Consider the following 24,152-nt stretch of genomic DNA (forward strand, 5'->3'; position numbering starts at 1 on the left):
TTCGGAACTTTGGGTGCAAATGCAAGAAATCCTAGGAAGACGGCGCGATGCTGACGTAATGTGATCGACGTAGCGCGCTGAGAGCCAATGTGGGAGCCATCATCCTGGCCCGGCCTGATCGAAGGAGATCGTATGTCATCCGAGGTGAACCCGTCTGTGGGCGGACAGTCGTCCGCCGATTCCGCGATGGAGAAACGGACTTTGAAGAAGGTCACCGTCCGGTTGATCCCGTTCATCATCGCGATGTACTTCATCAACTATCTCGACCGCACGAACCTCGGCATCGCCGGGCCCGGCGGGATGAACGAGGACCTCGCGATGAGCGCGACCCAGTTCGGGTTCGCCGCCGGCATCTTCTTCTTCGGCTACCTCCTCCTCGAGGTGCCCTCGAACCTTGCGCTGCACAAGTTCGGCGCCCGGATCTGGCTCGCTCGAATTCTCATCAGTTGGGGAATCATCGCCGCCGCGATGGCCTTCGTCCCCAGCCACGGGTGGCTCTACGTGCTGCGGTTCCTCCTCGGAGTCGCCGAGGCGGGATTCTTCCCCGGCATCATCCTCTACCTCACGTACTGGTTCCCGGAATCCATGCGCGCCCGCGCGACGGCACTGTTCATGCTCGCCATTCCGCTGTCGAGCGTCATCGGTTCGCCGCTGTCCTCGTGGCTGATCTCGAGCGGCAACTCGGTGTTCGAGAACTTCGCCGGCTGGCGCTTCATGTTCATCATCGAAGGCGTGCCCGCCGTCCTGCTCGGCATCATGTGCCTCGTCTACCTCACCGACCGCCCGCGTGACGCCAAATGGCTGACCCCTGAGGAGCGGAACTGGCTGCAGTCGCGAATGGACGCCGAGGACCAAGGAAAGGCCGAAACCTTCCACTACCCCGTGCGCCGGTCCCTGCTGCAGCCGCGCGTCTGGGCGCTGTCGTTCGTCTACTTCGGCATGGTCTACGGGCTCTACGCGATGAGCTTCTTCCTGCCGACGATCATCGCGGGCTTCCAGGAGACGTTCGGAGTCGAATACTCCATCCTCGAGATCGGCTTCATCACTGCCATCCCCTACGTCTTCGGGGCGCTGGCCATGTACTTCTGGTCGCGACACGGCGACAAGACCAACGAACGCGTGTGGCACGTCGCAATCCCGCTCTTCATCGGCGGTGTGACCATCCCGATCGCCCTGTACCTGAGCTCGCCGTTCACCACGATGATCGCTGTGACCATCACCTGCATGGCCATCTGCGCAGCCCTGCCGACGTTCTGGCCCCTGCCGCAGACCTTCCTTGCCGGTGCCGGAGCTGCCGCTGGCCTCGCGCTCATCAATTCGCTGGGCAACTCTGCGGGCTTCTTCGCCCCCTACATCACGGGCTGGCTCGCCGAGCTGACCGGCACCCAAAACGCCGGCATGTGGGTCGTCGGCGCCGCCATGGTCGCCGCCGGAATCGTCACCCTCATCCTCAAGGCGGCACCCGCCCCCGATAGGGTGGATCCGAATCTGACGAAATAGTCGGAAGCATCCGGGATAGCCCGGAAGCCTCCAGATGAGTCAGAGAGAAGAGTCGCCGAGGCGGTCGTGACCGTCCCGACATTTCCGTTCGGAAGGATGTCATGACAGAACACAACCAAGTCACAGTGGGTGCGGCGGAACTCGGGGACCTCGCGACGAGGCTGAGCCCGGGTGCCCTGACGACGGATCCCGACGTCATTGCCGCCCATGCCACGGATGAGGCCCTGTTCTGCCCTCACGAAGGATCGATCGCCTTGGTCAGGGCCACCTCGGCGGGGGACGTCCAAGAGGTCATGAGGTTTGCCAGCGCACATCGGATCCCTGTGGTTCCGCAGGGTGCCAGGTCGGGGATCTCGGGTGGTGCGAACGGCTCACCTGGGGCGATCCTGCTCAATGTGTCTCGGATGACAGATGTCCTCTCGATCAACGAGGCGGAGCGTCTCGTCACGGTCCAACCCGGCATCATCAACCAGGACCTCAAGGATCATCTGGCGCCCTTCGGCCTGTCCTATCCGCCCGACCCCGGATCGGTCGCGCTGTCGTCGATCGGCGGCAACATCGCGACCAACGCGGGCGGACTGTGCTGCGTGAAATACGGTGTGACCAGGGACTATGTTCGCAGTCTTCAGGTTGTTCTGGCCGATGGCACGTTGACGACGTTGGGCCCGCAGACAGCGAAAGGTGTCGCCGGCCTCGACATGCGCCACCTATTCATCGGTTCCGAGGGCACGCTGGGCATCGTCGTCGAGGCGACCCTGCGGCTCATCCCGGCGCTGCCCGATCCGTTCACCGCTGTGGCGACCTTCCCCGACGAGCGCACCGGCCTCCAGACCGTCGCGGACTTCATGGCCGCAGGCGGCGTGCCGAGCATCCTCGAATTTCTCGACTCGTCGAGCCTGAAGATGCTCAATGAGTTCGGCGACTTCGGCCTCGACGCTGATGCGGGCTCGATGCTCATCATGCAGGTCGACCAGAATCCTGCGGATTCCGAAGCGGTCATGGCCAAATTCGCCGAGGTTGCCGAGAGCTGCGGTGCCCTCGACGTCGCGTACTCCGATGATCCGGCGGATTCGGCCGCGCTGATCGCTGCCCGGCGGATGATTCAGCCGGCGTATGAGAAGTTCGCGAATGCGCATGGGGGAGGGCAGCTGCTCGACGACGTGTGCCTGCCGCGAACTGCTGTGCCGGAGTTCTGCGATCGGCTGGGGGAGCTTCGTGAGTCATCGGGTCTCGTGATCTCCCTTGTTGCGCACGCCGGTGACGGCAACACTCATCCGTCGGTGTTCTTCGACGCCAGCGACGCCGATCAGACCGCGAAGGCCGAGGGCGTCTTCGCTGAAATCATGCGCATCGGCCTGGAGCTGGGCGGCACGATCACCGGCGAACATGGAGTCGGCTACCTCAAGCGCGATTGGCTGCAACATGAACTGGACGAGGGGTCGCGGCGCATCCAGCTCGCGGTGAAGAACGCGCTCGACCCGCTGGGAATCCTCAACCCGGGAAAGATGCTCAGCGCGATCTGAGGTTTTGCTGTCCTAGGGGTCGGTGTCTGGGATGGTGGGAGTCTTTGGGGCAGTCGACGATTGGCTTTGAGAGCCGCGATCTTGTGAGCGCACAAGGTCGCGGCTCGTTTGGGTTCCGTGCACTGACCTGGGACGTTGATGATGGACGTCGATTCTAGGTCACCTATTGGCGCAGGAACGAAAGAATAACCGAACAAAATTAGAAACAAAGGGTGCAGTTGGTTGATATGAATGTATAATTGAGGGAAGAGCAACAACGATGTTGGCGAATGGACTTCAGGACCATGACTCTCACCCCCGACCGCATACCCGAGAACCCGGAAGAGCGTAAACCACGCCCCGGTCCTCGTGGTGCGAAGAAGCGCGGCGGGGAAGAACGGGCCGACTCTTCTGCTGGCCCTTCGCTATTCGATCAGCTCCAAGAGGCCGGTGCTGATATGACCGGCCATCCTCTGGCGGGGAAGCTTCAATCTCTCCCAGCTGCGCCGCAGGAGCCGTCCAAGCCGCAAGCGCCACAAGCACCGTCGACCCTGCCGACCCTGCCGGCCCCGCCGGCCCTGTCAGCCCCGCCGGTTGCGCAGGGCGAGCCGGCAAATGCTGAAGCCTCTGCTGTCGACGCAGGCACAGATGCTGACGCTGGCACAGATGCTGACGCAGTCACGTCCGACGCAACTGCCGATTCTGGCGCTGGAACCTCTGGAGTCACTGGAACCCCTGTGACCGCTGGAGCCTCTGGGGTCACTGGAGCCCCTGGAGTCACTGCGGGGACCGGTGGCTCTGCCAGTCCTCACCCGCTGCTCTCGGGAGAAGAGTGGAATGATCTGACTCGGTTCGCCCCGGAAGTCACGGACAGCCTCACTGCCCTGGGTGCGCTCAGAGATGGGTTGCGCACATTTGACCGACCTATGGGACCTGATGACGCGATCATGCTCATCGACGGCCTGGAAGCGTTGGGTCGGGTGAATGAAGCACTTTCAACCCTGGCCCTTTCGGTCTGTGAGCGCGTTGGCACGCCTACTGACTATGGGGCAAAGACAACGAAAGCCCTCATCCAGGACCGACTCAATCTCACTAGCCGTGAGGCGAATCGGCGTACAGATATGGCGAAGAACCTCGGCGGTCGAGTCGACTTCACAGGTCAGGCTCAGCCTCCGCTCTGTCCAGTCGTCGCGGATGCTCTCAATGAGGGCAGACTCTCCGCCGATCAGGCCAGAGTCATCAAGGACTGCTTGAAAAAGCTGCCGACTTGGGTCAGCCAGGATGTCCGTGACCATGCAGAGTCGACGCTGGTGAAGGATGCGCCGACTGTGCGCGTCTCCGATCTGCGCGTCATCTTCCAGCGCATCTTGGACCACGTCGATCCTGATGGAAGGCCTCCGAAGGACCCCGCGGACCGCCGCGAATATAAAGTCAATATGTTCGCTCGCGAAAACGGTGACTGGGAGATTTCCGGACTTCTCGATCCGATCACGGGAGGACTGCTCAACGGCCTTCTGACATTGAGAACGAAGATCGGCAAGGGTGGCAGCAATACAGGATCTGGATCTGGATCTGGCGATGACTGTGGCACTTCACTCGGTGGCGAAACGGCTGCTGGTGGAGATAGTCAGAATGATTGCGGTGTCCTTGAAGACGGAACGCTTGTTGATATGACGGGAACCAAGCTCAGCGCGCAGGAGTGGATCTACGAACGGTTCGCCACCTTGGTTGGACGGATCGACATGGCGCGAACTGCGCGCGGTTCGCAATATGCATTAGTGGTCACGGCGAAAGCTGAAGATCTTGCATCGGGCACGGGATACGGGACAACCGGGAACGAGAGTCCGGTTCCGATCAGTGAACTCGTCAGAAACGGGCTGAACGGCGCGGTGTTCTTCAATCTCATCTCCGATAAGGCAATCACAATGCAGGTCGCGACGGAGAATCGTTACGCGAATGCGAAACAGATTGCGGTTCTGACCGCGCGAGATCAAGGATGTACGTTCCCCGGATGTGATGCTCCGCCGGGATGGTGCGATGCCCACCATATTGTCGAGTGGGCGCAAAAAGGAAAGACCGATGTCAACAACATGACTTTGACCTGCTCGGCGCACCACCATCTGTTGGATCGATCCGAATGGTCAACGGTGATGCTCAAAGATGGTCGGCCGGCATGGGTGCCGCCGCCGTCGATCGATCCGGCGAGAAGACCGATACTCCACGCCAGGTTCGTTGCCCAAGACGCCATTGAAAAACTCTTCGATGATTGATCGCACACCTCTGTTTACAGGGGGATGGTGTGTTTGCACCAGGGAACGGTATGACTGCTACGGGGAACAATGCGTCTGTCGCACGGAACCGATGAATCAGCTTCAGAGCGGCGACGGGTCGACAGGTCGACGGGTCGACAGGTCGCCGGCGATCGGAGGAGGGCTCTGCCTCTTCGGTGCGGGATTCGCCATCGTTGCGCAGATGCTCCGTTCTGCGGGTAAATCGTGACAGAGTTCTGTGGTCAGCCTTCGGCCTTGCCCTGACGCCAGTACCCCATGAACGCGATCTGGTGGCGGTCGACGCCGACCTCCTGCACGAGATAGCGGCGCAGGCACTTGACCGGTCCGGCCTCGCCGGCGATCCAGGCGTAGAAGGGACGAGCTTCCTGCTCGGTCGCGCTGGAACTTCCTTGGGCCGCCTGAGACAGTGCGGCGGGCACATCCCAGAGGATGACTTCGTCGATATCGACGTCCTCGAGTTCAACCGCGCCCGAGCCCGCTCCACTCATACCCTCCAAACCCGCCCCAGGGTCCGCGGCACCTGAACCTGCAGCACCAAACGATGCCCCCACCTCGGCGAGGATCTTCGACTCGGCTCGAACGACCTCACGCACCGCCGGCTCGAGCAACTCCCCATGATCGGCATCGCCGCGCGGCAGCCACTGGATCTCGAATCCCTCGGGAGCAGTGATATCGAGGACATCCTCTGCCGATGGGACCTCGAGGATTGCCTTGCCTCGCACATCGTCGTCCTTGATGGAGTCGAGGATCGAGGCAATCGCGGGGACTGCGGTCTCGTCGCCGGCGAGCAGAATCTGATGAGCGCCCCCGGGAGCGAACTCGATCCCCCCGTAGATGCCCTCGGCGTGACGCGACGGGCCGATCACGTGGAGTGAATTGCCGACCTCGGCGGAGATCGCCCACTGAGCTGCCGGTCCCGAGTGTCCAGCCGCATCGGTGTGGAGGACCATATCGACGACGAGCTCACTTTCAGCCTCTCGCCACTCGCGCACGGTGTAAGTGCGCATGGCTCCGCGCACCTCGGGGTCGACCTGCAGCCATGCCTGATACCAGGAGATGCCTGCTTCTTCCTGCTCGGCAAGGAACTTCAGCAGATCGAACTGAGGCTCGGCAGCGCCTGCAGGCGGAATGATGAGTTTGAAGCGCAGGTCACGGGGATGCCCCTTGAGGCCGAAGCCTTCCAGCCCGGGTCCGCCCAAGGTGACTCTGCGGAATGCAGGGCTGATGTCCTCGACGGCGATGACGGTGGCTTCGAAGGCCGTGATGGGTGCTCGTGACACGTGATCTCCTCTGCTCTTCGCCGCAACGAAGAGCTCGATCGAACGACCGGCAGGGTGACGTGACTGCGGTCGTCGGGGCAGAACTTTCACAGACCAGTCTACGACAGGTTGGTAAGGCTAGCCTGACTAAATGAAATGTGATCAGCCGCTGACCGAACTGCGAAGTCATCGGCAGCGCTTCGACGGTGCGGCCAAGACTGCATGAAACAGTGCGGCCAAGACTGCATAGAACGGCCAAGGCTGCATAAAACGGTGCGGCCAAGACTGCATGGAGGAGAATAAACCCATGACCTCGCAGCCAAAGTCCACAGTTGAGATCGACCACGATGACCCGATCATCCGATCGCTGGCCGACCGGGCGCCGACCACGTGGCTTCGCCCCAACCTGCCCGACACCGAGGCGGCCTTCCGCACCATGGCCGTCGATCCCGCACTCATGGACCGGGCTGCACAGCGTTTCGATCGCTTCGCCCCGTGGTTCGCTGCGGCATTTCCTCAAGAGTTCCCCAAAGAGTTCCCCGAAACAGCGCAAGCGCCCGGGGTCCAACAGTCCCGTGGGATCGTCGAGTCTCCACTGGTCCCGGCCGATGCTGCACAGATCGAACTCAACGACCGCCTTGGCGCCGAACTGCCCGGCCGGCTGTGGCTCAAACGCGATGACCAGCTCCCGGTCAGCGGTTCGATCAAAGCTCGCGGCGGCTTCCACGAAGTTCTCGAATACGCCGAGGCGGTCGCCGCCGAGCACGGGCTCGACCACAACGACCCCGCCACCTACTCAAGCGACGAGTTCAGAGCCCTGGCCCGCACCTACCGAATCGTCGTCGGCTCGACCGGCAACCTCGGACTGTCGATCGGAATCCTCAGCGCGACTCTCGGCTTCGCCGCCTCAGTTCACATGTCCGCCGACGCCCGCGAATGGAAGAAGGCGAAGCTGCGCGACCATGGTGTCGACGTCGTCGAACACGAAGGCGACTTCGTCGAAGCTGTCACCGCCGGACGCGCCGCGGCCGAGGGAGCAGAACGCACGCACTTCGTCGACGACGAAGACTCCACCAGCTTGTTCGCCGGCTATTCGGTTGCGGCTCTGCGTCTCAAGGAACAGTTCGCTGCCGGTGGGGAGGAGGTCGATGCCGACCATCAGCTCGTCGTCTACCTGCCCTGCGGCATCGGCGGCGGCCCCGGCGGAGTGACCTACGGACTCAAATGGATCTTCGGCGACAACGTCCACTGCGTGTTCGTCGAACCGAGCGAAGCCCCCGCCATGTTCCTCGGCGTGCGCACCGGACTGCACAGTGGGATCGCCGTCCAGGACATCGGACTCAGCGGCGCAACGGCCGCCGATGGACTCGCGGTGGCCCGACCCTCCCGTTTCATCGGCCCGGTCATCAGCCCGCTGATCTCGGGTTTCGCCTCGGTGCCGGACGATGTCATCAAAGCCGGAGTCGGCGTTCTACACCAGACTGAGGGCATCGACGTCGAACCCTCGGCGACCGCAGGACTGACCATCCCATGGCGGGCACTTGAACCAGCGAATGACTCATCCGAAAAGCCATCCGTAGAGGCGATTCCGTGGCCGCTCGACGCGTCCACGAAGCATCTCGTCTGGCTCACCGGAGGTGCGATGGTCCCGACCGACGAACGCGACCGCTATGTGACCGAGGGCCTGAACCTGCGATCTGCGCTCGGCGCGGAGAGTGAGGCGCCGAGGCTGTTCTGCGGCCCGTAAGTCAGTATCCGTAGCCGTTGTCGGTGATATTGATGACCACCTTTCCGTCGACGATCTCAGCAGTTCCGTTGACCGAGAAGGTCACAGTGTCGTCGAATGTCTCCGAGTCGTCGAAGAAGTCATCGTATTTTCCGGTGACGAAGGCTTCGCCGGTCGTGTCCGTGGTGATGGGCCAAGCCGGACCGCCGTTCGGGCCCGTCGAGTCCTCAGGCTCGTAGTAGCCGTCGGCGGTGGAGTCGCTGCCCACGCTGACGGTCGGGTACGAGGAGATCGACCATTTGATGTTTGTCGCTTTGTAGCTCTTGGCCAACGAGGAGCCGAACGGGCACCCATCTGGCTCTGCTACGGTCTTCTTCGCGCAGCTGTCGATGAGTGTCTTGACCTGCTTGTTGACCTCGGTGCGGAACGCATCGGTCGGTGCCGCTGCGAGCAGCGCGGGTTCGTGATCCTCTCCTTGAGAGTCATCAGCGAAAAACGCTCGGGTCTCGATGGAATCGGCCGACACGAGGTCGTTCTTCTCTGCCAGTCCGACCTCGTAGAGCCCGGGGAACGCCGGCAGCGCAAGAGCCGACTCCTGCGTATCGACGTCGATCCCGTTGACTTTGACCTTGCTCAGCCCCGGCGTCTGCACGGAGAGGTAGAACAGCTCCGGCGCTTGCAGCGACCAGTCGTCGAAGAAGAGTGCCTTCTTGCCGGATTTGTGCAGCGTAAAGGTCGACGTGCTCTTACTTCCGCCGATGTCGTAAGTGGCCGACACTGTTGCGGCGCTGCCGTCCACCTCGGCATCCTCGACGGAGATGTCCTTCGGCAGGGCCTTCGCCGCACCGAGGATGTCATTCGTCAGCAGCTGGCGCTGCTCTGCGGGAACATCCACATCGGCGATCTTCAGTGCGCCTTCCGCATCGCCCTTGGACAACTTGGAGAAGTACTTCTCGACCGTGGCCTCGGGACCGAACACATGCCCGTTGACCTGGGTGACGACGACGAGAGCGCCGACAAGTACGAGGATTGCCGCACCGCTGATGACACTGACCAGCGTGGCCTTCTTCTTGTCGAAGGGTTTCGCCGGAGCTGCTCCGGGAACCTGTGCCGAATAGCCGCCGGACGCTGCATACCCTGCGGAAGGCGGGAAAGCGTTTGGAGGGGCACCGTTGGAACTGAAGCTGTTGGAGCCAACGCCGTTGGAACTGAAGGTGTTGGAGGCGACGCCGTTCGGCGCTGCCGGGCCCGAATATGCAGGGCCGCCGTCTGGTCCATAGTGGTTGGGTGTTGATCCGGCGGGGTTGGGTGTTGATCCGGCGGGGCTGGGCATGTTCGGGTTGTTGGGGTAGCCGGTTCCTGCAGGTGTTCCGGCACCGGCAGCAGTGCCGGCCCTGGCCGCGGCCCCAACGATGGCATCGGGATGGATGAGTGGGAAGCGCGGCTCATTCATCCTCAGCGCCTGTCCCCAATGCGGGTGGACCGCACGACCGGCGGCGAACTTGGCCAGCGACGGAACGGTGAGGACCAAGCGGGGGCCCAGGGTTCGAGACAGCACTTCGATGATGCCGCCCCAGACCGCAAAGATGAGGAACGACCAAGCCAGGGGACCGACGCCCGCACGAGCCGTTCCGGGGGCATCGAACAGCGAAGCTGCCTCGGCGGATCCTTCCAGATGCATGCGGAAGGGAACGGCAAGGACGGAAAGCAGCCCCCAGATGATGCAGAACGTGAGCGGGAGCTTCCAAGCGGATGCCCACTGGTGTTTGTCCTCCCCGGCGACCGTCCAATACGGGCGTCGAGTGACGGTGGCGGCCAGCGTCGCAGCGAGCACGGCGACGATCACGACGATGAGACCCAGCCACAACTGACCAGGCGCATCGCGGCTGAAGATCGTCAGCGATTCGGAGAATCCGTCAGCACCGAAATCGAAGTCCCCCTGCCCCGAGGCGGTGACTCCGCCGAGGTGGACGAGCAACGTGAGAATCAGACCCACGTTGATGAAGATCGCGGGAACCGTCTGCCATGGCAGATCCAACGACTGCGGGATCACGAAGATCGCGACGATCGACAGGATCACGACGGTCACGATGAGGTGCACCCACGCCACAAGCGCTGAAGGGATGACCCATCTGAGGAAGGAAGCGCCGATGGCCTCGGTGCCTTTGAAATGACCCGCAATGCGACCACAGATGCTCGTGACGAGGACGGCGAGAAGCGGAAGGAAGAACGAACGGACGGTCACAGCGGAGAATTCCAACTCGAGAAGTTCGCCGCTCTCCGTCATTGAGAACCGCGCCGCGAAGATCAGCTGGAGAAGGAAGAACACGATGGTCATCGACAACGTGGTGATGGCGATCCGCAGCCAGGTGGTGCCGCGGTTGGGTGACGGCGACTTCATCTCGCTGCGTCGAGTGAACCACCACAACATTCCGAGGACGACCACTGTGACGAGCAGCGGTGCGCCGTAGACGAAGATGCCCCCGGACGCACCTCCCATGTCGCTCATCTGCACGTTGAACCGGAATGCTGCCGAACCGAACAGCGAGAGCGCCAACAAGACGAAGGGCAGGGCATAGCTGATGCCATCGGTGCTGATCCCTATGTCTTCGGCCAGTGAGGAGATGCCTTCCATCGAGGTGAGCATCACCGAGAGAACGATCGCAAGAATGATTCCGGCCAGCAGGGCCAGCCCGGGTGGGATCAGGGCTGCACGCCAGGTGACACCTCTGCGGAGTTCGGACAGATACGTTGATGCTGGCGAATGGACCTGTGGCTGACCCGGGAACGGGCCTGGGTGCTGACCCGGGTGCTGACCTGGGTACTGGCCCGCGTACTGGTCAGAGTGCTGGGGATAGGGAATACCGTGCGGCTGGCTGCCAGCCTGAGCGAAATTAGGGTCGTAGCCGTGATTCTGTGCAGGAGATGGACTGCCCTGGGGCGGGAATGGCGAACCCTGCGACTGGTAGGGAGGTCCCTGTGGCGGGTGATGCGCACCCGGCTCCGGATATCCGGACCCTGTCCCGGGGTAGGGAGAACCCTGTTGCGGGTGATGAGGGCTCTGTGGGGGATGGGGCGAATTCTGCCCGGTCGGTACGGGACCCGGATTCCATCCGGGGGCGAACCGCGCCGTCTGATCGGCGTCGACGGACCGTGATTCGCTACCTGAATCTGAAGCGTCGCGTGGCTTGGCTACTGGGGGATTTTTGGCATCGTTGGGATGCCTGGCTTCTTCTGAAGCAGAAATAGCTTCGGCGGGATCCCTCGAATCGTCGAGCTCCGGGCTCGTCTCAGCGTTGTCGGGGTCGTCCGGCGCATGAGCTGCGTCGCGAGATGAATCGCTCATGATGGGTCCTTCATCCTTGATTCCTGCTGCGATGCAAGCGGGGAACACAATGGTGATCTGCCGCGACTAAGCGGCCTGTTATTCATGTGTAGTGACAATCTTATATTAGGCTTATAAGACCATTGAAGTTGTCTATATAGACTTTTTTCGCAACGAATGATCGGGAGTTGTCGATGAGCGCGAATCCTCCTCCGCCCGGAAACGGTCGCGAAGGCGATCGGAACAGCGGCAACCGTCAGCCCGATCCCGGCATGAACCAACAATCGAGCAGCGGTTGGGATCAGCAGCCGAACACAGGGTGGAACCAGCAGTCGGACAACGGCTGGGGCTCGCCCGCGAACACTGGGTGGGGAGCGCCTCGGCAAACACCTGTCCCGGGGACCGCCGGTCCGAACGGGGAGGCGTGGAATGGCGATGCGTCGAACGGTCAGGGGCCATACCAGCAGGCTCAGTACTCACAAGCGCACTCTGCCCACGGAGCTTACGCGACGGCCCCACCGGCACAGCAGCGTAGCCGAAAAGGACTCATCGCTCTGCTGACGGTCGTCATCATCGTCGCAGCGCTTGGCATCGGCTGGGGAGCGGCGACACTGTTCGGCAACAAGTCCTCCGACGACTCGGTCGCGGCACCCGCAGCATCCGAACCGACGAACTCCGGCGACGAATCCGCCGCCGGACAGTCGCCCAGTGACGGGGCATCGCCGTCGGAATCCGCCGAGTCGCTGCCCGACGACCCGGGGAAGGCCCTCGAACAGCTGGCCAAGACCGACGGTGCCACCGTCAAATCAGACCTCGACGGAAAATGGGTCCCGCAGCTGAGCTCGAAGAAGGAGGGTCTGAAAGCCGACGGAAAAACGTGGAAGAACAAAGATATCCTCGCCGAGCATCAGGAGATGCGCGAAGAGTTCCCGCGGGTTCAGCTCGTGTGGTCTGGTGACTTCAAGAGTTTCAAGGAAGACAATTTCTGGGTCACAATCGTCGGCATCGGCTATGACTCCCCTGAACAGGCGTTGTCCTGGTGCTCAGCGCACGGGCTCGGCCCTGACTACTGCTACGCCAAGCAGCTCAATACGTCCGGTGGATACGAAGGAACGACCAAGCTCCAGGACTGAGCGCCCGACGTCACACCGTGCCCGACGCTGAAGCGCGCCGGAGGCTGTGGCGCGCGGCGCCCCATCGTCAACTCGTCACCCGTCGTCGATTCTGCACCAGGTAGACCACGATGCCGATGACCAGCCAGATCGCACCGATGAGCAGAGCCACGGGGTTCGCGCTGATGAGAACGATGATGAGCAGGGCGCCGCCGACGATGGGCACAAGCCCGTGGTTGAACCAGCTGGGATTCTCGCTGCCCTGTCGCTTGATGAGGAAATAGCCGACCACAGATGCCTGGACGAAGACGAATGCTGTCAGCGCCCCGACATTGACGATCGACGTGAGCTGATCGAGGCCATCGGCACGGGTCGTCGCCCACCCAGCGACGAGGACGTTGCCTGCCGCAGCCACGAGGATTCCCTTCCAGGGAACACCGGTACGGGGAGACACCTCGGCGAGGAATTTGGGAACCTGACGCTGCCTGCCCATGTCCATGAGGATCCGCGACCCGGCTGCCTGGCCGATCATCGCAGAGAACGCGGCGCCGACGGCCTTGGCCAGCGCGAGGACCCAATGCACCCACGGCCCCAGGGTGGAATCGACCGCACTGTAGTAGGCAGCCCCCTCCAACTCCGGATGAGCCTGCAGCTCAGCCGGCGTCAGTGGGGACAGCAAGCTGCCCACCCAGGTCTGAGCGACGAAGAATACGCCGGCGATGATCAGGCAGATCAGCGTGGCCCGGCCGATGATCCGCGGCCCGCCCTTGGCCTCCTCGGAGAACGTCGCCAGCGAATCGAACCCCAGATAGGACAGGACTGCGATCGAGACTGCCGCGAAGACTGCGGTGATCGAGAATGCCCCAACCCCGGTCAGAGGGGACATCCAATCGCGGGTCGGCCCATGCGCCGCAAGATAGGCGACGCCAAGGACGAGCACCAGGCCTAGCGCGAGCACCTCGATGATCACGACGATCGTGATGACCCGGGATGCGATCTTCACTCCCGCCAGGTTGAGTCCAGTGGTGAGGACGACCGCAACACCCGTGAACAGCCACACCGGAACTGCCGGGAAGATCGAATTCAGCGCGATCCCCGTGAACAGGTAAGCCACCGAAGGAATGAAGAGATAGTCGAGGAGGATCATCCATCCAGCAACGAAACCCGCCCTGGGGCCGATGCCCGCTGACGCATATGCGAAGACCGTTCCCGCGCGCGGGATCTCCCGTGACATGCGCATATAGCTGATCGCCGTGAACGACATGACGATCGTCGCGATCACATAGACAAGTGCGACCGCCCCACCGGACCGGGCGTCGAGGGTGCCGAAGACCGCAACCGCTGCGGCCGGCCCGATGAACACCAGGCCGATGAAAACGAGCTCGCTCAGGCCGATGCTGCGACGCAGTTCGCCGGTTCCCTGATTGCTGCTCATGACCGGGACTTCTTCTCGACGAGTTCCGCAGCAACAGCCAAGTCCTCCCAGGACATGCCGGAGCCTTTGAAGATGACGGTCTGATCGTCGTTGGGTGCCACGGCGCCGGTGGTGAACTGCTTCATCGTGACGAGCGAATCCGCATCGAGGGCGCCGTCGGCGATCGCGAGGATGACGTCGCCGGCCTCGCGCAAGACAGTGCTGAGATCTTCGACGACGACCATCGCCGAGGTGAATAGCGCAGCCGGCAGCTCCCGCGAGTTCGGGTCGTGCGATCCGCAAGCCATCACGACGGCGCCCTGCTTGACGAGATCCGCAGAGAACAGCGGTTCGCTCGCGCTGGTAGCGGTGACGATGATGTCGGCGGCACGGACGGCGGCGTCCACCTCGGCGGTCTGGGCCTCGAGCACCCGACCGCGCTCTCGGACGTCCTCGGACACCTGATTCGGAGAGCGGACGACGAAGGTGACGTCCGCGAGATCGACGTCGAGCACCTCGGCGATGGTGTCGACATGCCCCGTGCCCTGCGGCCCCGCACCGAAGACGAGGACCTTCACCGGCTCAGTGAACCGGCTGAGCGCAGGTTCGACCGCAGCCACTGAAACTGCCGGAGTGCGCAGAGTCGTCAGCGCAGCACCGTCGATGACCGTGGTGAGTTCGAGGGTGGCGCTGTCGTACATGAGGTACTGCGCCATGATCCGCGGCAGGCCACGATCGGGATTGCCGACCGAGACACCGGCGAGTTTGACCCCGACCCAACGGCCGATCTCGGCGGGCATGAAGATCATATTCCCCGCTGTGACGTCGGTGATCGTGCGGGGAATGTCGTCGGCCGGATCGAAATCGGTCGCCAGTGCCGTGCGGAGGGCGGCGACCGCCTCGGCGGGGGAGAGGGTGGCGAAAACGGTTTCGGCGTCGAGGTTCTTCACTGCGTCCATCGTGGTGCCCATCCTTCTGATTCGTCCTGGACTTGACCTTATGCCAACCGCGCAGGGGTTGTGAATGTTCCCGAAGCTCAGTGTCCGCAGATACGATGGTGGCAATCGGACACGGCTGACGAAGGGCACGGGCGTCAATGGTTCAGTACTACCCCGCAATGTCGTCAGGTCCAGGACAGCCCGGTCCTATGTATCAGGCGCCCACCGGTCTGAAGCGCCCGTCGGTGGTTCCCGGCATCCTGCTCATGGTTGCGGGAGTCCTCGGATTGCTGCTGGCGGTCGGAATCATCATGATTCCCGGTGCGCTATTCCTGCTCGCCGGTGGTGGAAACGTCGACGCGTTCGATGACTTCGCCAGAGGTTTCGTCGTCACCGCCAGCATTGTGGGCATCGTGTCGCTGGCGATGCTCATCACCGGAATCGTACTCACAGTGAAAGTCGGCAGGAAGCGGCGCAGGATCAATGTCGCAGCGATGGGGCGGCCCTTTCCCAGGTGAGTTCTGGTCACATCTCGCGCTGAAGTTCGGTCACACCCACCGCTGAAGTTCGGTCACACCCGCGCTGAAGTCCGGTCACACCCCGCGCTGAGCCACTGAGGACGCGACCTCGTGCAGCACCTCGAGTGCCGCCGCGATGATCGGCTGACCAGAGGTTCCGCTGCGGACGCTGGTGAGGATCTTCCGCGACGGAACTGGATCACCGCGCAACGGCACTCGAGCGACATCGTAGCCCTCGGGCAGACGTGCCAGACGAGGCACAAGCGCCACTCCGAGACCCGCGGAGACCAAAGCGGCGCCGGTCTCCCACTCTCGTGACTGATGTGCGGTCTCAGGAAAGAACCCTGCGGCAGCGCAGGCTGTACGCACGAGTTGGTGATACGGAGAGCCCGGACGATCGAGGATCCAACTCTCCTCCGCGGCTTCGCTCAATGACACCGAGGCTCGTCCGGCCAGACGATGATTGCCCGGAACTAGAAGGTCGAGTTGGTCGCTGACAAGTGAGCTCTGTTCGAACCTGATGTCACTGCGCGGTGGCAGAGGATCGGTGGCCACGACGACGGCGATGTCGGCCTGGTCGGCGAGAAGGAGTTCGAAGCACTCCTCCGGCTCGGCCTCGATGATGGTCACACGTGACTCGGGAAAGCGCTGCTTCACCTGCTCCGCAGTTCTCGGCAGCAGGGTGGCAGCGGCGGTCGAAAAGCCGCACATACGCAGCTGTCTCTGAGCCACCCGGGTACCCGTATCCGCTTCGGCCAGTTCGCCTCGGATCTCCTCCCACCGGGTGAGGAGCTCCTGCGTCCGTTCGAGCAGCAGCTGTCCCGTCCGGGTGAGCACGATCCCGCGCCCGCGCTGTTCGAGGATGGTCAGTCCGAGGTCCTTTGACAAGGTCCGCAGCTGGTGCGAAACCGCTGACGGAGTGTAGCCGAGGCGGTGCGCTGCCTCGGTTACGGTGCCCACCTCGGCCAGAACGCGAAGCACGTGAAGACGCTGATCAATCATGCAATATTGTTGCATGGTTGAGTGGAAAAAGATTCGCTTTTCTTTGTGATAGTTCCGGCGGACACTGGCAGTGAGCAACGGCAATCGCAGCGAGGCGGTGACACTGATGAGCTTGGCTCACGAAGTCAATTCCCGGCATGGCAAACCGACTGGGTCCGGCAGTCCGGGCAACAGCGGCGAATCCCACGTCGATGGCGATCAACCCCGTCCCGTCGCGGCTAGCCCGAGGTCCGACGTCGATCACCACCGGTCCCACATTGATCGGCTCATCGACGAACGGCGCCCCGGCTATTGCCTTGATGCACCGTTCTACCTCTCCGACGAGTTCTACGCCGAAGACATCGAAGCAGTGTTCGCGTCGACCTGGATCTTTGCGGCAACTGCCGCCGAGATGCCCGAACCAGGCGACTTCGTCACCCTCGACATCGGGTCGTACTCGGTCATCATCATCCGCGACGACGACGAGAACATCCGCGCCCACCACAACGTCTGCCGGCACCGAGGCGCTCGCCTCCTGACCGAGGCCGCGGGCTCCCTGGGCAACATCGTCTGCAGCTACCACCAATGGACGTACTCGCCCGAAGGCGACCTCATGTCCGCGGGCGTCCAAGCCCCGGACTTCGACCGATCCTGCTTCTCCCTACGCTCCGTCAACGTCGAGGTCGTCGCCGGCCTCGTCTTCATCTGCCTGGGTACGCCTCCGGAGGACTTCGCCGAGGTGGCCGCGCGGATCGCGCCCTACATCGAACCACATGCGCTGGAGCAGACCAAGGTCGCTGCCCAAGTCGACCTCATCGAGCACGCCAACTGGAAGCTCGTGATGGAGAACAACCGCGAGTGCTATCACTGCGAGGCCGGACACCCGGAGCTCACCTGCACCTTCTTCCCGACCTACGGCTACGCGCCCGAGGACATCCCGAAGCGTCTCAAGCCTGCCTATCAACGATTCCTCGCCGCCGAAGAGCGCTTGGCCGAGAACAGTCGACGCAACAATCTGCCCACCGCTCTCATCGAGGAACTCAGCGGTCGGCCGACCGGATTCCGGATCGAACGGGCCGCCCTCGACGGGAAGGGGGAGTCGTACACGATGGACGGATCAGCCGCCTCGGCGAAGCTTCTCGGCGATTTGGACACCCCGGAGCTGGGGCGACTGTCGATGCACACCCAGCCCAACGCCTGGTTCCACTTCATGGGCGACCATGCCGTGACCTTCTCACTCGTCCCGCTGGGGCCTGACAAGACACTGGTGCGTTCGACCTGGCTCGTGCACGAAGACGCAGTGGAAGGCGTCGACTACGACCTCGAGAACCTCACCGCAGTGTGGACGAAAACCAACGAGCAGGACGCCGCACTGTGTGCGAGAGCCCACCAGGGGATCTCCTCGCCGGCCTATCTGCCGGGGCCCTACGCACCGACGGAGAACGATCTCGAAGAGTTCTGCACCTGGTACATCGAACGGCTCAAGGCCCACCGGACGCAGACTGAGAAACAGACAGCCGAACGACAGACAGCTGAGCCACAGACAGCCCAACGACAGAGCGCTGAACCACAGACCACAGAGCCACAGACCACTGACCAGGGAGGACGGAGCCGATGAGCATCGATCAGACCGCAGCCGACACGTACCTCGGCGCTGCATCCACCGGGGACGAGACCTCCGCAACCGGCTACGGCGCAGGCACCGCGGACCTCGGCACCGAGCTGACCGGCATGGTCGAATGTGTGGCCATCACCGAGGTCACTCACAATGTCACGAGCTTCGAGCTCTTCGCCCCCTGGATGGCGCGGATCGACTTCGAGCCCGGACAGTACATCACGGTGCGCATCCCCGAGCTCGAACTCGAGCGCTGCTATTCGATCGCCTCGGCGCCGTTCGGTGCGAACACGTTCACGATCACGGTCAAGCGAGTCGATGGAGGAGCGGTCTCGTCCTACCTCCACGATGTGCTCAGGGTCGGTGATCACCTCCACGTCGACGGACCGTACGGCCTGTTCAGCACCGGCTTCCACCCTGCCGCCAAGCACTTGTTCGTCTCCGGCGGCTCGGGCATCTCCCCGATCATGTCGATGGTCCGGTCGCTGCTCGCCCGATCCGGCGGGAGCCCTACCGACATCGTGCTCATCCACAACGCTTCGACACCGAACGACATCATCTTCCGCCCCGAGCTCGACCAACTCGCCGAGGTCCCCGGGGTGAGCGTCGTGACCATGTGCTCGCACGACTCCGCCGCCGAGGTATGGGCCGGCCGTCGTGGTCGCATCACCCGTGAGACTCTCGCCGAGGTTGTCCCCGAGTTGGCGCAGCGCGAAACCTTCGTCTGCGGCCCGGCTGAGTACATGGCGGCAGTTCGCGTGATGCTCGACGACCTCGGGGTGCTGGGAAGTCGGGTGCACGAGGAGTCCTTCGTGTTCGCGACCACACCCGCCGAACGGTTGGCCAAGCGGGCCCGGTCTGCCGAGGTGGGCGCTGACACTCCACCCACATGCAGTCCGTCAGCTCTGGCGAGTTTCGGCATCGACTTCACTATCAGCGGCAAGCGCGTCGACTGCGATCCTCAGACCACAGTCCTCGACGCAGCGGTCGAAGCCGGAATGGCCTTTCCCTCCTCATGCGAAGAGGGTATGTGCGGCACGTGCAAATCCGTGTTGGTCAGCGGTGAGGTCGAGATGAATCACGCGGGAGGCATCCGCCCCAAGGAGATCGCGGCCGGCAAGTTCCTGCCTTGCTGTTCGACGCCCTTGAGCGATCTCGTCGTCGAGAGGTGAGGGCGACTTTCGTCGAGAAGTGACGGGCATCTTCATCGAGCAGCGTGCACGATTCAAGCCTCCGCGATGCTGACGACGATCTCCTGCACACGGGGAATGAGTTCACCTAGCTCGTGATGCTCGATCCTCAGCCACTGCTCCAACTGTGCGGCGGAGAGGATGGACATGATCGCCTCGGCGCGCATCCGTGCTCCATCTGCGCGCACCTCTGCGACGAGGATTTCGACGTGACGACGCCAGAAAGGGTAGCCGGCCCTATCGAATCGGCCGCGAGGACTTGATTCCTCCGTGAGGAGAACAAGGTCGAGGTTGCCCGAGATGTGCCGCATGTACGCTTCGGCGAAGGCCGCCAGGCGCTCGGGTCCGGGTGCACCTGGGCCTAGTGGGGGAGGCCCCTGCAGCATTCGCGCGTGCATATCGCGGACCCGATCATCGAGCAGCGCCGAGGCGATCCCTGCCTTGTCGGTGAAGTTCCGGTAGAGCGTGCCCTTGCCCACCTGAGCCCGGCTGGCCAATTCGTCCATGGTCAGTCCCGCGACGCCCTCGACGGCCAGTAGCTGGACAGCAGCATCGAGGATTCGACGTCGATTCCGCCGGGCATCGGCGCGCAACGGCTGCTGGGGTGGCGCCATTGGAAGCAGATCTCTTCCAGAAGCGGACTGTAGTCCGGTATGCTCGCTCATATACGGACTATAGTCCGTATCCGATTTCAAGCGAAAGTCCCTTGGGGATGCTCAGAGAATGAGTTCCTTGAAGAGGCAGTGACATCGATTTCGAGGAGACAGAGATGACATTCGTTAAGGTTGAAGAGCACGGTGGCCCGGAGGCATACGTGCAGGTGGAGAACGAGGAGCTGACGCCGGGCGAGGGGCAGCTGCTCGTCGAGCTAAGCGTTTCGGGGGTCAACTTCCTCGACGTCGTGCAACGCCGCGCGGCTCTGCCCACCCCATTCCGTGCTGGAGTCGAAGGCGTCGGTCGGGTCGTGGCCGCGGGCGAGAATGTGAAGGATTTCGACATCGGAGCTCGTGTCGGCTGGATGGCCGGAGGCCAGGGCAGCTTCTCTCAGTTCGCTCTGGTTCAGGCCGAGAAAGCAGTCCCATTGCCCGACGACATCGATGATGAGACCGCTGTGGCCGCGCTCATGCAGGGCATCACGGCTCACTACCTGACAACCGACACGCATCCGGTTTCCCCCGGGGACATCGTTGTGGTCCACGCCGCAGCCGGCGGACTCGGCCAGTTGCTCACACAGGTCGCCGTGCTCAAGGGCGCAACCGTGATCGGCACGACCTCGTCGAAGGAGAAGGCTGAGATCGCTTCGAAGAACGGAGCTGCGCACGTCTTCGGCTACGAGGACTTCGCTGAGCAGACTCTCAAAGTCACCGACAACCTCGGGGCCTCGGTCATCTACGACGGCGTCGGCGCGACGACCTTCGACAATGATCTCAATGCCGTGAGGACCCGCGGCACCATCGTCGTGGTCGGAAATGCGAGCGGCCCGGTTCCGCCGGTCGACGTCAACACCCTCAACACCTCGGGTTCCCTGTTCCTCACCCGACCCACCGTCGCCGATCACGTCCGCACCGCCGAGGAGCTGCGTGGACGGACCAAAGAGATCTTCACCTGGATCAGGAATGGAGATCTGAAGGTGAACATCGGTGCCCGGTATCCGATCGCCGAGGTGACCGATGCCTTCACGGCGCTGGAATCCCGTGCGACAACTGGAAAGATCATCCTCGAGCACTGAGTTCTCTGCCCGGAACACTGAGTTCTCTGCCCGCGGTCGCGAGATCTACTGCGTGAGCTTGGCCTCCCGCAGCCCGTAGGTTTCCAGCACATAGGGTTTGAAGTCAACGACGTCGCCGCTGATTCCGTACAACGCCTTCTGGTAGGCGACCGGGATGATCGGGGTATCGTCGGCGACCTTCTGCTGGATCTTTGCGTAGAGCTCGTTCTGCTTGTCCGGATCGGGTTCAGCCAAAGCCTGAGTCGATCACTTCTTGACTTGCGGGTTGCCGTAGCCGGAGCGGATGCCCGAGTCGTCGGTGACCGCGAGGAAGTTGATCATCTGCGAAGTGTCGGAGACGTCGGAGGTCGCATAGCCGACTTGGACCTCGAAGTCGCCATTGGTGCGGTTGGTCACCAGGGTCGCATCGTCGAGTTTCTGTACATGGACCGTGATCCCGAGATCCTGCCACGACTGCTGGGCGATCTGCGCCAGCAATTCACGGTCGGCCACGCCGGATGGGATCTGGATGGTGATCTCCAGCCCCTCCGCATGGTCGGACTCAGACATGAGCTTCTTGGCCTTGTCCATGTTGTACTCGCCGCCGCTGATGCCTTCGGCATGGCCGGTCAGACCAGGGGAGATGAAGGAGCTTGCCGGATCCGCGTAGCCGGCATAGACGACAGAGCTGAGTGCGAAGGATGTCGAGCTACAGTCCCATTCCCACGCGCAGTCCCTCGAGGACCGCGGCATGGACGTTGCGTGAGGCGACAGCATCACCGATTCGGTACAGCGCGAAGGGCGCGCTCGCCTCGGCGATGGTGGCGGTGCTCGCGTCGACGTTCGTCACGTGGCCGGGTTGGGGCTTCACGTGGCCGGGCTGGGGCTGCCCATGGACCCAGGCATCGAGCTCGATCTCGCCGAGGTTGGACGAGTGCGGTTTCAGCGCGAAGTAGACGTCGTCGTTGGGCGTCGTCCCAAAATCGACGACCACGGCATCGGTCTCGAGCTCGGTCTCGATGCCCGAATAGTCATTGCGCAGGCGTGCCGTGACCAGCTTGTCCTTCGTCGTGGGCTTGGCCGCGAGCCTTTCGCCGAGGTGGACCTTGACCCCGAATTCGGAGAACACCTGCAGGTAGGCAGGGGAATTCATTGATCCCACGTCGACGCCGATGGTGCGTTCGGGGCTGACATAGGTGACTTCTTGGCCGTTGCGGGCCAGGTGTTCGACAGCGTCCAGGGCCGGATAGAAGCCGTGATCGTCGTAGACGAGGACTCGGGGCTTATTGCGCAAACTGTCGTTCATCACGTCCCAGACGTCGAACGACGGGCCCTGTTCACGGAATGGGTAGCTGGAGTCGGGGACTCCACCGGTGGCGACGATGACCACGTCGGGGGCGAGGGCGAGGATGTCGTCCGCCTCGGCGAAGGTGTCCACGTGGATGTCGACACCATGCTTGCGGCACTGCTGCGCCCGCCAATCGATGATGCCGATGAGGTCACGGCGCCGCTGTGTGCGGGCGGCGATCCTGACTTGTCCGCCCACGACCGAATCGGCTTCGAGCAGGGTCACCCGGTGGCCGCGGACAGAGGCCACGCGTGCGGCCTCGAGACCGGCGGGACCGGCGCCGACGATGACGACGTGTTTGGGATCGGACTCGACGTCGCGGGCGATCTCCTGGGGCAGATCGGCTTCGCGCCCGCTTGCAGGATTGTGGATGCAGGTCGCGGCCCCCGAGCTGTAGATGCTGTCGAGGCACATGTTCGCACCCACGCACGGGCGGATGTCGTCCTCCCTCTTCTCCTCGATCTTCTGTACGAGATACGGGTCGGCCAACTGCGCCCGGGTCATGCCCACGAGGTCGACGCAGCCGTCCTCGATCGCGAAGCGAGCCGTGGTTGCATCCGCGATCCGGGCGGCGTGGAGGACGGGGATGTCGATCGACTGCCGGATTCGGCGGCAGGTCTCGAGCCAGGGTGCCGAGGGCGTGCCCATGCCTGGGATCGCCTCCGCGAGCTCCTTGTCGGAGCTGATGGTGCCGACGTTGAGGTTGAGGAAGTCGACGCCGTGGGCGGCGTACTCCCCCAGCACATCAATGGAGACATCCTCGGTGATCCCGCCCTCGAGCTCTTCGAGGACGGACATGCGAACGCCGAGGGCGAGTCCCTCCGAGGCGCCGCGCATGGCGTCGATGATCTGGAGCGGGAAGCGCATCCGGTCCGCGAGATCTCCGTTGTACTCATCCTCGCGCTCATTGAATCGCGAACCGAAGAAGTAGTCGACGAGGTGGCCGGTGTGGAGGAATTCCAGACCGTCGAAACCGGCGGCTTTGACCCGTGCCGTCGCAGCGGCGAAGTCATTGACCACGCGATCGATATCGAAGTCCTCCATCGCCTTGGTGAAGGACCGGTGGGTGGGTTCGCGGTGGCGGCTCGAGGAGATGAGAGGCAGCCAGTCCGCGGTGAAATTCGAATTGCGCGGTCCCAGGTGGGTGAGTTGGATCATCACTGCTGTGCCCTCGGCGTGGCAGTCGTCGGCGATCGCGGCCAGCCAGGGAATCACCTCGTCGGTGGAGAGGTCGACGTTGCCGAAGGCGGCGGGGGAGTCCTTGGACACGATGGCCGACCCGGCCGTCATCGTCAGTCCCACACCGCCACGGGCTTTCTCTCGGTGATAGAGCCGGTAGCGGTCTTTGGGCATGCCGAGCTCGGTGTAGGCCGGCTCATGTGCGGTTGAGACGATGCGGTTCTTCAGCTGGACCGGACCCAGGGTGAACGGCTGGAGCAGGGGATCGAGGGACAAGGTTCCTCCTTCTTCGCAGGAACGACAGTGATTGCTTCGCAGGAACCACGCTGGCTACTTCGCAGGAACCACGCTGTGGCAGCGACGACCATATTCCGACAGGGTCGAAATGAAGGTAGTCGATAACCGATTACTTCACTCAATCGTGAGTCGTCGTGGTTATGCTGTCAATAGTCCGACGAGACTCATAGATAGTCCCCGCGTAGCCAAGGGTCGTGCCTCACATAAATTTCCCCGCCAGGCTCTTCACCCGGGGACATAGACACGACG

18 protein-coding genes are annotated in these 24,152 nt (G+C 62.9%); 9 read left to right on the forward strand and 9 right to left on the reverse strand.

Translation table 11 applies throughout. The features are described 5' to 3' along the window. Positions 1–132 precede the first annotated feature (132 nt). From MPN20_RS08755 to MPN20_RS08765, 3 genes are all read left to right on the forward strand, one after another. A complete protein-coding gene (locus MPN20_RS08755; protein WP_242781242.1) occupies positions 133–1,500 on the forward strand; it encodes an MFS transporter in 1,368 nt (455 codons plus the stop codon). 101 nt (positions 1,501–1,601) lie between these two features. Then, the gene (locus MPN20_RS08760; RefSeq protein WP_242781244.1) at positions 1,602–3,023 is read left to right on the forward strand and encodes an FAD-linked oxidase C-terminal domain-containing protein; all 1,422 of its coding nucleotides are present in this window, start codon (positions 1,602–1,604) and stop codon (positions 3,021–3,023) included. Between the two features lie 926 nt (positions 3,024–3,949). Continuing rightward, a complete protein-coding gene (locus tag MPN20_RS08765; protein ID WP_242781246.1) occupies positions 3,950–5,272 on the forward strand; it encodes an HNH endonuclease signature motif containing protein in 1,323 nt (440 codons plus the stop codon). A gap of 242 nt (positions 5,273–5,514) precedes the next feature. Here MPN20_RS08765 and MPN20_RS08770 read toward each other — a convergent pair whose 3' ends face one another. Then, positions 5,515–6,573 (reverse strand): siderophore-interacting protein, encoded by a 1,059-nt coding sequence (locus MPN20_RS08770; protein WP_242781247.1) that lies wholly within the window; start codon positions 6,571–6,573, stop codon positions 5,515–5,517. A gap of 286 nt (positions 6,574–6,859) precedes the next feature. Here MPN20_RS08770 and MPN20_RS08775 point away from each other — a divergent pair, with 286 nt between their 5' ends. Next, entirely contained in the window at positions 6,860–8,299 is a 1,440-nt protein-coding gene (locus MPN20_RS08775; protein ID WP_242781248.1) for a D-serine ammonia-lyase, read from the forward strand. Position 8,300: 1 nt separating this feature from the next. Here the strand turns inward: MPN20_RS08775 and MPN20_RS08780 are convergent, their stop codons facing one another. Further along, entirely contained in the window at positions 8,301–11,624 is a 3,324-nt protein-coding gene (locus MPN20_RS08780) for a hypothetical protein (protein WP_242781249.1), read from the reverse strand. A gap of 173 nt (positions 11,625–11,797) precedes the next feature. Between MPN20_RS08780 and MPN20_RS08785 the strand changes: the two genes are divergently transcribed. Next, entirely contained in the window at positions 11,798–12,736 is a 939-nt protein-coding gene (locus MPN20_RS08785; RefSeq protein ID WP_242781250.1) for a hypothetical protein, read from the forward strand. Between the two features lie 67 nt (positions 12,737–12,803). Here the strand turns inward: MPN20_RS08785 and MPN20_RS08790 are convergent, their stop codons facing one another. Both MPN20_RS08790 and MPN20_RS08795 read right to left on the reverse strand, forming a co-directional pair. Further along, entirely contained in the window at positions 12,804–14,150 is a 1,347-nt protein-coding gene (locus MPN20_RS08790) for an APC family permease (RefSeq protein ID WP_242781251.1), read from the reverse strand. Beyond that, entirely contained in the window at positions 14,147–15,088 is a 942-nt protein-coding gene (locus tag MPN20_RS08795; RefSeq protein WP_242781252.1) for an ornithine cyclodeaminase family protein, read from the reverse strand. The genes MPN20_RS08790 and MPN20_RS08795 overlap by 4 nt, the downstream gene beginning before the upstream one ends. A 188-nt stretch (positions 15,089–15,276) precedes the next feature. Between MPN20_RS08795 and MPN20_RS08800 the strand changes: the two genes are divergently transcribed. After that, complete coding sequence (locus MPN20_RS08800) at positions 15,277–15,585, forward strand: hypothetical protein (RefSeq protein ID WP_242781253.1); 309 nt, start codon at positions 15,277–15,279, stop codon at positions 15,583–15,585. Between the two features lie 75 nt (positions 15,586–15,660). Here the strand turns inward: MPN20_RS08800 and MPN20_RS08805 are convergent, their stop codons facing one another. After that, entirely contained in the window at positions 15,661–16,587 is a 927-nt protein-coding gene (locus MPN20_RS08805; RefSeq protein ID WP_242781254.1) for a LysR family transcriptional regulator, read from the reverse strand. A gap of 70 nt (positions 16,588–16,657) precedes the next feature. On the opposite strand from MPN20_RS08805, the gene MPN20_RS08810 reads away from it, so the two are divergent. Together MPN20_RS08810 and MPN20_RS08815 are read left to right on the forward strand one after the other, a co-directional pair. Beyond that, entirely contained in the window at positions 16,658–18,184 is a 1,527-nt protein-coding gene (locus MPN20_RS08810; RefSeq protein WP_242781256.1) for an aromatic ring-hydroxylating dioxygenase subunit alpha, read from the forward strand. Continuing rightward, a complete protein-coding gene (locus MPN20_RS08815) occupies positions 18,181–19,353 on the forward strand; it encodes a hybrid-cluster NAD(P)-dependent oxidoreductase (RefSeq protein WP_242781257.1) in 1,173 nt (390 codons plus the stop codon). Before MPN20_RS08810 ends, MPN20_RS08815 begins: the two co-directional genes overlap by 4 nt. Positions 19,354–19,406: 53 nt before the next feature. On the opposite strand, the gene MPN20_RS08820 is transcribed toward MPN20_RS08815, so the two are convergent. Next, positions 19,407–19,985, reverse strand: coding sequence for a TetR/AcrR family transcriptional regulator (locus tag MPN20_RS08820; RefSeq protein ID WP_242781258.1), 579 nt, complete (start codon positions 19,983–19,985; stop codon positions 19,407–19,409). Between the two features lie 155 nt (positions 19,986–20,140). Here MPN20_RS08820 and MPN20_RS08825 point away from each other — a divergent pair, with 155 nt between their 5' ends. Next, positions 20,141–21,100: a quinone oxidoreductase gene (locus MPN20_RS08825; protein ID WP_242781259.1), complete on the forward strand. Its 960-nt coding sequence runs from the start codon at positions 20,141–20,143 to the stop codon at positions 21,098–21,100. Positions 21,101–21,145: 45 nt separating this feature from the next. Here MPN20_RS08825 and MPN20_RS08830 read toward each other — a convergent pair whose 3' ends face one another. From MPN20_RS08830 to MPN20_RS08840, 3 genes are read right to left on the reverse strand one after another with little or no spacing between them, the layout of a single operon-like run. Further along, on the reverse strand, positions 21,146–21,334 hold the full coding sequence (locus MPN20_RS08830) for a hypothetical protein (RefSeq protein ID WP_242781260.1): 189 nt from the start codon (positions 21,332–21,334) through the stop codon (positions 21,146–21,148). Between the two features lie 12 nt (positions 21,335–21,346). Next, on the reverse strand, positions 21,347–21,832 hold the full coding sequence (locus MPN20_RS08835) for an ABC transporter substrate-binding protein (protein ID WP_242781261.1): 486 nt from the start codon (positions 21,830–21,832) through the stop codon (positions 21,347–21,349). Then, entirely contained in the window at positions 21,789–23,882 is a 2,094-nt protein-coding gene (locus MPN20_RS08840; RefSeq protein ID WP_242781262.1) for an FAD-dependent oxidoreductase, read from the reverse strand. The genes MPN20_RS08835 and MPN20_RS08840 overlap by 44 nt, the downstream gene beginning before the upstream one ends. Positions 23,883–24,152 lie beyond the last annotated feature (270 nt).

It is taken from the genome of Brevibacterium sp. ZH18, from assembly GCF_022748595.1.
In the GTDB taxonomy this organism is placed as follows: domain Bacteria; phylum Actinomycetota; class Actinomycetes; order Actinomycetales; family Brevibacteriaceae; genus Brevibacterium.

Coding starts and splice junctions, on each gene's coding strand:
- MPN20_RS08755 (WP_242781242.1), top strand. CDS start 133: ATGTCATCCGAGGTGAACCCGTCTGTGGGCGGACAGTCGTCCGCCGAT.
- MPN20_RS08760 (WP_242781244.1), top strand. CDS start 1,602: ATGACAGAACACAACCAAGTCACAGTGGGTGCGGCGGAACTCGGGGAC.
- MPN20_RS08765 (WP_242781246.1), top strand. CDS start 3,950: ATGCTCATCGACGGCCTGGAAGCGTTGGGTCGGGTGAATGAAGCACTT.
- MPN20_RS08775 (WP_242781248.1), top strand. CDS start 6,860: ATGACCTCGCAGCCAAAGTCCACAGTTGAGATCGACCACGATGACCCG.
- MPN20_RS08780 (WP_242781249.1), bottom strand. CDS start 11,624: ATGAGCGATTCATCTCGCGACGCAGCTCATGCGCCGGACGACCCCGAC.
- MPN20_RS08785 (WP_242781250.1), top strand. CDS start 11,798: ATGAGCGCGAATCCTCCTCCGCCCGGAAACGGTCGCGAAGGCGATCGG.
- MPN20_RS08790 (WP_242781251.1), bottom strand. CDS start 14,150: ATGAGCAGCAATCAGGGAACCGGCGAACTGCGTCGCAGCATCGGCCTG.
- MPN20_RS08795 (WP_242781252.1), bottom strand. CDS start 15,088: ATGGACGCAGTGAAGAACCTCGACGCCGAAACCGTTTTCGCCACCCTC.
- MPN20_RS08800 (WP_242781253.1), top strand. CDS start 15,277: ATGTATCAGGCGCCCACCGGTCTGAAGCGCCCGTCGGTGGTTCCCGGC.
- MPN20_RS08805 (WP_242781254.1), bottom strand. CDS start 16,587: ATGATTGATCAGCGTCTTCACGTGCTTCGCGTTCTGGCCGAGGTGGGC.
- MPN20_RS08815 (WP_242781257.1), top strand. CDS start 18,181: ATGAGCATCGATCAGACCGCAGCCGACACGTACCTCGGCGCTGCATCC.
- MPN20_RS08820 (WP_242781258.1), bottom strand. CDS start 19,985: ATGGCGCCACCCCAGCAGCCGTTGCGCGCCGATGCCCGGCGGAATCGA.
- MPN20_RS08825 (WP_242781259.1), top strand. CDS start 20,141: ATGACATTCGTTAAGGTTGAAGAGCACGGTGGCCCGGAGGCATACGTG.
- MPN20_RS08835 (WP_242781261.1), bottom strand. CDS start 21,832: ATGCCGCGGTCCTCGAGGGACTGCGCGTGGGAATGGGACTGTAGCTCG.